9 protein-coding genes and 1 pseudogene are annotated in these 10,248 nt (G+C 39.1%); 3 read left to right on the top strand and 7 right to left on the bottom strand.

The window, feature by feature from the left end; all coding sequences use genetic code 11:
* Positions 1-194: 194 nt before the first annotated feature.
* Both CWB66_RS03000 and CWB66_RS03005 read right to left on the bottom strand, forming a co-directional pair.
* Positions 195-863, bottom strand: a complete 669-nt coding sequence (locus CWB66_RS03000; RefSeq protein ID WP_077538118.1) for a DUF2987 domain-containing protein — start codon at positions 861-863, stop codon at positions 195-197.
* Positions 856-1,662, bottom strand: coding sequence for a glucosaminidase domain-containing protein (locus tag CWB66_RS03005; protein ID WP_138584290.1), 807 nt, complete (start codon positions 1,660-1,662; stop codon positions 856-858). The genes CWB66_RS03000 and CWB66_RS03005 overlap by 8 nt, the downstream gene beginning before the upstream one ends.
* Positions 1,663-1,840: 178 nt before the next feature.
* Between CWB66_RS03005 and CWB66_RS03010 the strand changes: the two genes are divergently transcribed.
* A complete protein-coding gene (locus CWB66_RS03010) occupies positions 1,841-3,130 on the top strand; it encodes an anti-phage deoxyguanosine triphosphatase (RefSeq protein ID WP_138584291.1) in 1,290 nt (429 codons plus the stop codon).
* Between the two features lie 85 nt (positions 3,131-3,215).
* On the opposite strand, the gene CWB66_RS03015 is transcribed toward CWB66_RS03010, so the two are convergent.
* Positions 3,216-5,372: a prolyl oligopeptidase family serine peptidase gene (locus CWB66_RS03015; RefSeq protein ID WP_138584292.1), complete on the bottom strand. Its 2,157-nt coding sequence runs from the start codon at positions 5,370-5,372 to the stop codon at positions 3,216-3,218.
* A gap of 161 nt (positions 5,373-5,533) precedes the next feature.
* Here CWB66_RS03015 and CWB66_RS03020 point away from each other — a divergent pair, with 161 nt between their 5' ends.
* Entirely contained in the window at positions 5,534-5,848 is a 315-nt protein-coding gene (locus CWB66_RS03020; RefSeq protein WP_077539040.1) for an Mpo1-like protein, read from the top strand.
* Between the two features lie 226 nt (positions 5,849-6,074).
* Here the strand turns inward: CWB66_RS03020 and CWB66_RS03025 are convergent, their stop codons facing one another.
* The 3 genes from CWB66_RS03025 to CWB66_RS03035 form a co-directional block, all read right to left on the bottom strand.
* A complete protein-coding gene (locus CWB66_RS03025) occupies positions 6,075-7,118 on the bottom strand; it encodes a branched-chain amino acid aminotransferase (protein WP_138584293.1) in 1,044 nt (347 codons plus the stop codon).
* A 146-nt stretch (positions 7,119-7,264) separates the two neighbouring features.
* Positions 7,265-8,317, bottom strand: coding sequence for a fatty acid desaturase family protein (locus tag CWB66_RS03030; protein ID WP_138584294.1), 1,053 nt, complete (start codon positions 8,315-8,317; stop codon positions 7,265-7,267).
* On the bottom strand, positions 8,314-9,357 hold the full coding sequence (locus tag CWB66_RS03035) for a flavin reductase family protein (RefSeq protein WP_138584295.1): 1,044 nt from the start codon (positions 9,355-9,357) through the stop codon (positions 8,314-8,316). Before CWB66_RS03035 ends, CWB66_RS03030 begins: the two co-directional genes overlap by 4 nt.
* A 220-nt stretch (positions 9,358-9,577) precedes the next feature.
* On the opposite strand from CWB66_RS03035, the gene CWB66_RS03040 reads away from it, so the two are divergent.
* On the top strand, positions 9,578-9,757 hold the full coding sequence (locus CWB66_RS03040) for a DUF6435 family protein (RefSeq protein WP_138584296.1): 180 nt from the start codon (positions 9,578-9,580) through the stop codon (positions 9,755-9,757).
* Between the two features lie 377 nt (positions 9,758-10,134).
* Here CWB66_RS03040 and CWB66_RS22590 read toward each other — a convergent pair.
* Positions 10,135-10,248: pseudogene (locus CWB66_RS22590) on the bottom strand (transposase); the annotation flags it as partial.

A 10,248-nucleotide genomic window follows, 5' to 3' on the forward strand; every position in this document is an offset into this window, starting at 1 on the left:
AATTTAAGGATTGTTGACCTTTTAGGATTAAAATTTGTTCTATCTAGGGCCGCTTTAATCGCGACGCGAGGTTTGTAACCTAGTGGGCTCGGTAACTGCTCCTGCGTTACTCTAATGAATTACATCCTTGTAAGAATAAATCAAAACCGAGCAAAGCTTCCATGTTTTGCTCACTTTCACTTATGTAAATCAGGCTATTTTACAATCCATGGTGTTACTTTTAAAACCTGCGATATATCACCAAGCACTGCGTTATCATCTTCCCAACTATTTTCAACGGCAAAGTAACACACTGACTTTTCACACGTAATGTTCTTATCATCAAATTGGACTGGGCTTTTAAATGTAACAGCAACGCCCTTTTGCTCTGGGAGTAAAAACCACATTAACTTACTTACAAAAAATCCTGACAAATCGGTTAACAGCTCATCAAGTTCTTCGTTAACGATGTACAACGATTGCTTTGAAAATGCTAAACCCTCTAGTTCGTTTGCTTCTATTTGTAGCTTTAATTGGCAATCATGAGAAGGGTTCTGTGGCTCCACTACGATCACGGCTTTATCGCTATCAAGCTGCTTATCAAACGGTAATAGTAACTGGGCTTTATCGGTAAAGTTAAGCGGATACTCGTTTTTTTCGGTTAAAATAGTGCCGCTTTTTATTGCACATGATTCGTTTGTGCCAATGTCACTAATATAAAAATTTACGCGCGCATATTGAAAATCGCCTTTATTAACGACCTTTAATCTGTCGTAAAAACCGTCGTACGACATTACAAACTCTCTCGCATTGGCGTTAAATACCGTCGCACTAAGCAACAACAACGAGATAACATTCGCGCAATTTAGAATACGTTTATTCATCAAAGTAAGCTCTATTTTGGTTGATCATGGTGTTCAATTCTTCAATGTACGCTTCACCACGTTCTGAATACGACATTAAACCCTGCGTTAGTTTTGTGGCCTTGATCTTTTTTTGCTCAAGGCGTAGGTTCTCGCGAATAACGCGTAAATCTTTATAGGCCGAATGCGTGTTTATATTTTTAAAATAAGAATTTATAGCCGCTCTTACCGATTTAAACGCAGCCACTTCATGCGCTGCACCGCTATTACGGCGTCTTGGCACCATGCCACAGCCTTTTGAATAGCACCACTGGCCAAAAAAGTTAAGCCCTATACGTGCAAAACGCGATGTGCCCCACGCAGATTCGTTAGCTGCTTGCATCAACGCTAATTCTTTAGGTATAACATCAACACGACGTAAAGCATGCGCTAGCGTTAATGTATCAAGTGTTGTTGGCAGGCCGTACGATTTTAAAATTTTAACAATATCTTTGCTTTGCTTTTGTTCTAATGACAAATCATTTTGCAGCATCATTTTAGCTATTTCGAGCTTAGCTCGCTGCTGCAGTATTTTTTTATTTTCGGCTTCTACATGTGGGCGAATAAAATCAAAAAAGGCACGTTTTTTTTCTTTTACATCACTGAACTCAGAAAACTTTGGTAATTTTACATTGTGCAGTGGTTTTTCTTTTTTCTTAATTTTTTTAGGTTGTTCAGTCGTTTGTTGATCCGATACAACACCGTCGCTTTGTATAAATGGATACGCAAGCGCCCATATAAAAAAGACGGTTAACAAAAACTGAAAAATAATTTTTAGCATGTACTCTCTCTTTCAAACAACTAATTATGCATGGTTAATACACAAGCATACGAAACGCTATTATACCTAAGCCACTTTATAAACGCGAATAACTATGTTGTGTGTTAATTCGCAATTTATAAGAGCATGAGTATACTGGGCAGAGTTTGATGATATTAACTATGTGTGAGTGAGCAGTATGGATAAACAATGGCAAAGCCGAATAATAGATCAATACAAACACCGCCCTAACGATAATCGTTCACCGTGGCAGATTGACCGTTCTCGTATTATTCACGCAGCTGCGTTTCGCCGCCTACAAGCCAAAACCCAGATTATGGGTATTGGTTTAAACGACTTTTACCGAACACGCCTTACCCACTCTTTAGAAGTATCTCAAATTGGTACCGGCATACTGCGTCATTTAAAAGCGCAGCATAGCGACTTCCCTTACTTTCCATCAACAGGGTTACTCGAAACCCTGTGTTTAGCACACGATATTGGCCATCCTCCGTTTGGGCACGGCGGCGAAATAGCCTTAAATTATATGATGCGTAATCACGGTGGCTTTGAAGGCAATGCACAAACATTACGAATTGTAGCCAAACTTGAGCCCTACAGTAATGGCCATGGAATGAATCTGACTCGTCGTACGTTATTGGGCTTTATAAAATACCCTGCCTTTATTAATACGCTTTGGCACACAATTCCTGATTCAACAATGCCTCGAGCGTTTATAAAAGCCGATGACTGGCGACCAGCAAAAGGAGTGTATAACGACGACAGTGCCATATTCAATTGGATAGTAGAGCCGCTAAGTGAAAACGATAAAGCACTGCTGGGTAACCACGCTACAATTGATAAGTATCGCGCTAAAACAACGTATAAATCACTCGACAGCGCTATCATGGAACATGCCGACGACATCGCTTATGCCGTGCACGACCTTGAAGATGCAATTGCAACTCATGTACTCACTTTAGATGACTGGCAAACGCATGCATTGCCTCAATTAAAGACACTTAACTTTGAGTGGTTAAATAATATGCTGGATTCGCTCACTAAGCGTTTATTTTCAAAACATGACTATGAGCGTAAAGATGCTATTGGTGAGCTAGTTAATACCTTTATTATTCATATACATTTGGATATTCAAAACGATGACTTTGAATGCCCTATTTTAAAGTACACCGCTAAATTAGATGCGCAATACGACAGTGTATTACAAATACTTAAGCATTTTGTATTTCAACGTTTAATACACGATCCTGAAATGCAGCAAATAGAGTTTAAAGGACAAAACTTACTGATAGAGTTATTTACTGCGTTTGCCAGCGATCCGCTGCGTTTATTGCCCGAAACAACACAAGCGCAATACATAGAGGCCGAAAGACAAAATCAAGGCATGCGCATAATTTGTGATTACTTAAGTGGAATGAGCGACGAATATGCCTATAAAACATATCAACGATTGTTTTCACCTATCTAATAGCTAACTAGCTAACTAGCTAGCTAACATTAAAAAAGCTGAGTAAATTAAACTTACTCAGCCTTTTTCATTTTTTAAAGTGTTTTTATAATGACTTTACACCCATGTTGTATAACGTAAAGCCATACATATCAGCGTATAAATCAATTATTTTACTCGTCGGTGTACCTGCACCATGCCCTGCATTCGTTTCTATACGAATAAGCGTAGGATTACTGCCCGTTTGTTTTGCTTGAAGCTCAGCTGCAAACTTAAACGAATGAGAAGGAACTACACGGTCATCGTGATCGCCGGTGGTGATCATGGTTGCAGGGTATTCAACGCCTGCTTTTACATTATGAAGCGGTGAGTAACCTTTTAAGTACTCAAACGTTTTTTTACTTTGCTCGCTCGTGCCATAATCGTACGCCCAACCAGCGCCTGCTGTGAACGTATGGTAGCGCAGCATATCAAGTACACCTACTGCAGGTAACGCAACTTGAAATAAATCAGGACGCTGCGTCATAACTGCACCAACGAGTAATCCACCATTAGAGCCACCGCGAAGTGCTAAGCGATTTTTCGACGTGTACTTTTTATCTTGTAAATACTCAGCTGCCGCAATAAAGTCGTCAAACACATTTTGCTTTTGCAACTTAGTCCCTGCGTTATGCCAGTCTTTACCATATTCACCACCGCCGCGAATATTAGCTACAGCATATACTCCACCTTGCTCAAGCCATACTGCGGTAGTTGAACTAAAACTTGGCGTTAAACTAATATTAAACCCACCATAACCATATAAAATGGTTGGATTTGATCCATCAAGTTTAATACCTGTTTTATAGGTAATAATCATCGGAACTTTCGTCCCATCTTTTGATGTGTAAAAAACCTGCTCAGACGTGTAATCATCGCTATTAAAGTCTATTGCTGATTTGCGATATCCCCCCGACTCACCAGTAGTTACATCAAACGTGTAGGTAGTCCCTGGAGTTTTGTAATTCGTGAATGAATAATATAGCGTTGTTTGATCTCTTTTACCGCCAAAACCACGTGCAGTCCCCACGCCTGGTAATGTAATATCGCGAATTAACTCGCCTTTTTTGTTGTACTGTTTTACCTGCGAAATAGCATCAACCATGTAGTTGGCAAAAAAGGTATCGCCACCTTTTGTAAGGTTTAGCACGTTTTTAGTTTCTGGGATAAAGTCTACCCAATTTTCAGGGCTTGGATTGCTTGCATCAACCATTACCACCTTTTTATTTGGTGCATTAAGGTTAGTCACTAAAAACAGTTTACTGCCTTCGTTATCAACCACTGATGTATCTGAATCTGTATTTCCAACCACCGTTACAAACCCACTGTTTTCTTTTGTTAAGTCTTTTATAAACAGCTTATTGCCAGAAGTAGATGTACTTGCTGAAATAAGTAAATAACGGCCATCATGTGTTACATCAGCGCCAACATAACGATGTTTTTGCGCATCTGTTTCTCCAAATACAACTTGATCAGTTAGCTGATCAGTGCCTAACTTATGGTAGTAAGCTTTGTGCTGATCCGTTTTAGCCGAAAGCTCACTACCTTTCGGTTTTTCGTAACTTGAGTAGTAAAAACCTTCGTTGCCTAGCCAATCAATACCACTAAACTTAACATCAACAAGGGCCTCTTCAACTTGCTTTTTTGTTTTGGTATCAATAACTATAATTTTGCGCCAATCACTACCGCCTTCAGATATTTGGTACGCGAGCAAAGAGCCATCTTTTGAAAATGATAAATCCGACATAGACGTTGTACCATCGTCACTAAACGTGTTCGGATCTAAAAATACTTCAACTTTGCCGCCATCTTTGCTGCGATATAAAACGTATTGGTTTTGCAAACCATCATTTTTATAAAAGTAGGTGTAATCACCTTCTTTAAACGGAGGCCCTATTTTTTCGTAATTCATTAGTTTTTCAAGACGCTGCTTTAGCTTATCTCTATAAGGCACCTGCTCTAAATACGAGAACGTTAAATTATTCTGTGTTGTAACCCAATCGGCAGTCTCGCTGCTCATGTCATTTTCTAACCAACGATATGGGTCAGCGACGGCCTCTTCAAAATAAGTATCAACCACATCGCCTTTTTTAGTCTCTGGGTAAACAACTGAATTTACTTGCTTCATTGGTGCTTGTACTTCTTTTTTGGCTGCTGTGTTAGTTGGCTCTGAACAACCGCTAAGTGCCACAATTACTGCACATGCTAGAGTTTGCTTTAACATTATTAGTTCCGCTTCATTTATTATTGATAGTAAGCTTAAGTTATTAACTTTCAGCACTTTTGTCTATTTAGATGCGGTCAATGCCATTTGTCGTTGTAAACAAATGTAAATTTAGGCTTTAATAGCCCATGATCCTCATTAAAATAATAAACGAGCTATATATGGAAAATCCACATCCTAAGTTCAAAAACTTTAACGCTTTTTATCCTTATTATTTAAAAGAACACCGCAATGTTATTTGCCGCCGTTTGCACTTTATTGGCAGTACATTGGTCATTGTCGTAATAGCAATCGCCTTAATAAAATCACAATATACTTTATTATGGTTATTACCTTTAATCGGCTATGGATTTGCTTGGGTAGGACATTTCTTTTTTGAAAAAAATCGCCCTGCTACTTTTAAACACCCTTTTTACAGTTTGTGGGGAGATTGGGTCATGTTTAAAGACATACTGATTGGTAGAATTAAATTTTAGCCATTACTTTATCGCTATCTATGGCAGCCCAATATAAGTCGCCTTCAGATAACCCTAAGCGTAATGAAGTACTTGAGCCTAAATGGACTGACGATTTAACGGACGCTACGTGTACGGAAAAATAGAAATAAAGTGCTAAGCGCCAAACACAGAACTTAAAGTAGTTAAAAATACAAAAGCCACCGATTAGGTGGCTTTTTAATGCAAGTTGCTATTAAATCTATAATTAGATTTTAGTTAACCAGCCGTGCTTGTCTTCACTTTTACCCCATTGAATATCGTTCAATGCTTGGCGAAGACGCGCAGTCGTTGGGCCTGGCTCGCCAGTACCTACTTTGTATTCTTTATCGTTATGAATAAACGTACCCACAGCAGTTAGCACAGCCGCAGTGCCCGAAAGCGCCGCTTCAGTACCTGGTTTGGCAGCACGCTCTAGCAGCTCAGTTACGTTAAAGTTACGCTCGCTTACCGTCATACCTAAATCTTTTGCAATGGTTAAAATACTGTTGCGTGTAACGCCGTGTAAAAACGTGCTATCAAGCGCTTTAGTAATAATTTCGTTGCCATCAATTAAAATAAAGTTAGCCGCGCCGGTTTCTTGTACGTCGCCACCTGGGCAAAATAAAATTTGATCAGCTTGGTACTTAGTTCGTGCAGCGCTAATAGGTGCTAGTGCACTGGCGTAGTTACCACCACTTTTTACCATGCCCATGTGCGGGGCACAGCGCATACCATCTTCTTCAAGCAGAACGCGAAGTGCAGTTGCACCACCTGCGAAGTAATCACCTACTGGCGAAAGCAATGTATATAAAAGTGAGCTCATCGATGGCGCTGCCGCTTTACCAATGGCAGCTTCAGTACCAATGTGTGTTGGGCGAATATACATAGAGCCCGGTGGTAATGGCGTTTCACCAGCGTATTGACGAACAATATCAATAATCATGGTTTTTAGCATATCGCTATCAAAACTCGGTAAGCTTAAAAGCGCTGAGCTTTGTTGCATACGTGCAATGTTTGCATCCATTCTAAAAAGATAAACAGAACCATCTTCATGACGAAAAGCTTTTAATCCCTCAAAACATGTACTTGAATAATGAAGAACGTGCGCACCAGCATGAAGTTCAAGTTTATCGCAAGGGACAATTGAGCTTTCGCTCCATTTATTATCAGAAAAACGAGCTTGAATCATCTGCGGCATAAACACAGTACCAAATGCGGCCATTTTAATCTCTCTTGTGTGGTCTATTTTTCTCCATTGTATGACATTCATGCATCATTTAACCATAGCTAAAGTAAGGCTTTTTTAATTAACCAGAAGAATTTTTTGCACATACTGTTCATAAATCAACCGCATTAGGCACTATAGACAAAAAATCCAATGCACAATTACGCATTGGATTATTTTGTTTGCTAAATTTATTTAAACGAGTATCTAATAATACGTTTTAATACCGAGGTATACTGCCTAAAAAAGCCACCCGTATGATAATCAATACCGTGTTTTTTCAAAACAGCTTGTACTTGTGGTGCAACTTCTTGATAGCGCGAAGACGGCATATCAGGAAATAAGTGATGCTCTATTTGGCAGCTCAAGTGCCCTGTTAAAACATGAAACCAATGCGACCCTTTAATATTAGACGAGCCCAGTACTTGGCGGTAATACCACTGCCCTTGGGTTTCGTTTACGCAGTCTTCTTGTTTAAAGGTCTGCGTTTCTTCAGTAAAGTGACCACAAAATATTATGGTTGATGTCCATAAATTGCGGATTAAGTTAGCTACTAAATTCCCCGCCAATACCCATAAAAATAAAGGCCCTGCAAGTAACGGAAAGATCACATAATCTTTAATTAACTGGCGAGCGCCTTTACTAAAAAAGCGTTGCTTTAATGTAGAGTGTGAAACAAGCCCTTCACGGTTTTCTTTCTTTTTACCAATAAAAACACGCTCTGCAGCTAGCTCGTGATACGACACGCCCCACTGAAATAACACACTTAGATTAATATACGTAAAAAACTGCCATACATTTTTAAAGCGCCATTTAAAGTCATCGCTTAAACGCAACAAGCCATAACCAAAGTCTCTGTCTTTACCAATAATATTTGTATACGTATGGTGTTCAAAGTTATGAACGCGGTGCCAACTTTGTCCATCGCACGCTATGTCCCACTCATAATGTTGTGAGTTAAGTTGCTTGTCGTTCATCCAATCGTATTGACCATGCATTACATTGTGGCCAATTTCCATATTGTCTAAAATTTTAGCCAGCGCTAATAGCAGCACGCCTGCAACCCACAATAATGGCTGAATAAAACCAAGCATTAGCAAAATTCGCCCACCCCATTCACACACTCGCTGTTTGCGCACAATAGAGCGAATATAGTCAGCATCTTGTTGGCCAACTTTGCCAAGGGTATCCATTTTAATGGTATCTAGCTCGCTTGCTAGCATGTCATAGTTAATGTTTTTCATAATTGTAACTCCAAATCACTAACAGGTTGGCTTACGCAAAGTTGGATTAATTGCTCGCCGTTGTCACTCAATTCACCTGTTTTTAAGTTACGTACCACGCCAGACTTTTTAATACATTGGCATTGATGGCAAATACCAATACCGCAACCGCGTTTAACGGGGAGCTTTTTTTCTTCAAACTGAGTCAGTAAAACATCGTTGCCCGATACAACATGGGCACTGGCGTTAATTTTTACATTAAATTCGCTGTCGTCGTTTAAGCTAGGTAGCGCCAAACCAAAGGCTTCTTGGTAGTAATTTAGCCTATGCGTTTTAGCAAAATCATCCACCGTTTGCATAAATGCTGCAGGGCCACAGCAGTAAATGTCTGGGTTTTCCCACGGCTTAATATTGCTGGTTATATCGCTTGATTGCTCACGCGTTAATAATAAAAACGAAAAATGCTCAAATTGCGCCGCAAACTCACTTAGCTCATCAACACATTGATGCTCAGTGGCTTTTGCGTAATACACTAACAACACTTTTTGCATCGTTTGGCTTAAGTAATCATCAAGCATAGCCAGCATAGGTGTTATACCCGACCCACCGGCAACAAAAGTAGCCGGTGTATGTGTATTTTTAAATACAAAGTCGCCACTTGGCGCAGAAATATTGCACCACAAACCCGCTTTTAATGCGCTACAGAGTAAGCCAGTAAAGCGCCCTTGCGTATTAGTTTTGATCAGCAAACGTACTAATCCAGTATTTTTAAATTGCTGAGTGCTTGAAGCCACGGTAAAAACGCGTGTTAATAATCGCCCATTAATTTCAACCGTTAAACTTATATGCTGCCCTGACGTATGTGCCTGCCATTGTTTGCTTGGCTTAAGTTGCACACTTAAAAAACCGCCATCAAGCACAGCGGTACTAACTACTTGCGCTCTAAATTGCCCTGCACGCCACGCAGGTTTAAACACCTGCATTATTGGCTCTATATAGCCTTTAAAACTTTGATGGTGTAAAAACCATTTTGAAAATTGGTTTAATACTTGAGTTATCATGGTTAAATCTCTATCAAATCTTAATTATTTTGAACTTACACGTGTACGCCCAAACTTCAGCGCACAAGTGTACGCTGAAGTTTTAAGTTTTCAACCCCAATAGAGTAATTATTCAATTGTTAGCTGCAGGACTATTTTATATTTAAAAAATCGATTTCCCGCGATGAATCGTATGTATACTCATTGAGTAAATACATTAAAACTTATTAAGAGAGTAAGCATGTTTTCGATATTTAAATCAGATCCAACAAAAAAATTACGCAAAGAATACGATATAAAACTAGAGCAAGGCATGCAGGCACAGCGTAAAGGCGATATTAAAAGCTACGCTATGTTAAGCGCAGAAGCCGAAAAAATATGGAGTGATATAGAAGCGCTTGAAGCTAAAAAAAACAAATAAATGTATGTATTTAAACGTGTCCGCTCTACTTTAAAAGTCAGAAGACACGTTTAGTAAAACAAATTATAAACTCGTATTCCCCCCCTTTTATACAGACTTAAAATTTCCTGATAATCCACTAAGTAAACATGATCTGAACCAATAGTTTTGGATACCTCATTAAGTGAGTAAATTAAAGCTAAGCTAGACAGCCACTTTAATTATACAAATAATATCGCGCCACTAAATTTATTTTTTTGTGCTAAGAGTTCATCTCTTTTTATATATTTACTCGGGTGCCACACATTAAATAAGTCATTATCACTCTTAAACCTAAATTACACGAATGAAAATGACTGCATGATGCAGTTTTAACTTTTTACTGAAGCGTTTAAACTTTATGCTAATAGCTTTTCACAATTACTTATATTAGCTCGCCGTTTTCTGCTTAAGTTTTCACAATAACTTGCTTGTGAGGTCGGCCTGCCTACTGCGCCATGAAATACGCGTGT

It is taken from the genome of Pseudoalteromonas sp. S558, assembly GCF_005886635.1.
Lineage (GTDB): Bacteria > Pseudomonadota > Gammaproteobacteria > Enterobacterales > Alteromonadaceae > Pseudoalteromonas > Pseudoalteromonas aliena.